The sequence below is a fragment of the Streptomyces sp. CA2R106 genome (assembly GCF_037034245.1).
Taxonomy (GTDB): domain Bacteria; phylum Actinomycetota; class Actinomycetes; order Streptomycetales; family Streptomycetaceae; genus Actinacidiphila.
The window spans coordinates 1-618 of the sequence record NZ_JBAGKC010000160.1 but is presented as its reverse complement, the minus strand read 5'-3'; the positions used below and the strand labels follow the sequence as shown (position 1 = coordinate 618).

The window sequence follows — 618 nt, the reverse complement described above, 5'->3', positions numbered from 1 at the left end:
GCCGAGGTGGAACTGCCCCAGGTCATCGACTCCGATGCGGCTGGGTTCGGCCTGCATCCTGCCCTTCTCGACGCTGCCCTGCATGCCCTCATCACTGCCAGCACTGGCAACGATGGCGGTGGTGGGACGGGGTTGCCGTTTGTGTGGTCGGGGGTGCGGCTGCTGGCCGGGGGTGCGCGTCAGTTGCGGGTGGTGCTGGCCCGTGGGTCGGGTGGGGTCTCGGTGGCGGCGTTTGACGGTGTCGGTCAGCCGGTGCTGACGGCGCGGTCACTGGTGCTGCGGGAGGCGTCGGCTGGTCAGTTCGCTGGATCTGGTGGGCAGGCGCGGCAGTCGTTGTTCACGGTGGATTGGGTTCCGCTGCCTGCCCCGCAGGACTCTGACACCGCTGCGGTGCAGTGGGTGCGGCATGGTGAGTCGGGCGGGGCCGAGGTGGCTCCGGTGGTGGTGGCGCCAGTGCCGACTGCCCCGTCGGGGATGTCGGCGCCGGAGGTGGCTCAGTTGGCTGCTGTGACGGTGTTGGGTTGGGTGCAGGAGTGGCTGGCCGATCCCGAGACGGACAACGGGCGGTTGGTGGTCTGGACCCAGGGCGTGGCTATCGGGCAGGACCTGGCCGGTGCC

1 protein-coding gene is annotated in these 618 nt (G+C 70.2%); it reads left to right on the top strand.

All coding sequences use genetic code 11. The annotated features are described in order from the left end of the window. Positions 1–618, top strand: a 618-nt coding sequence (locus tag WA788_RS35515) for a polyketide synthase dehydratase domain-containing protein (RefSeq protein ID WP_335984631.1), incomplete at both ends; no start/stop codon positions are given.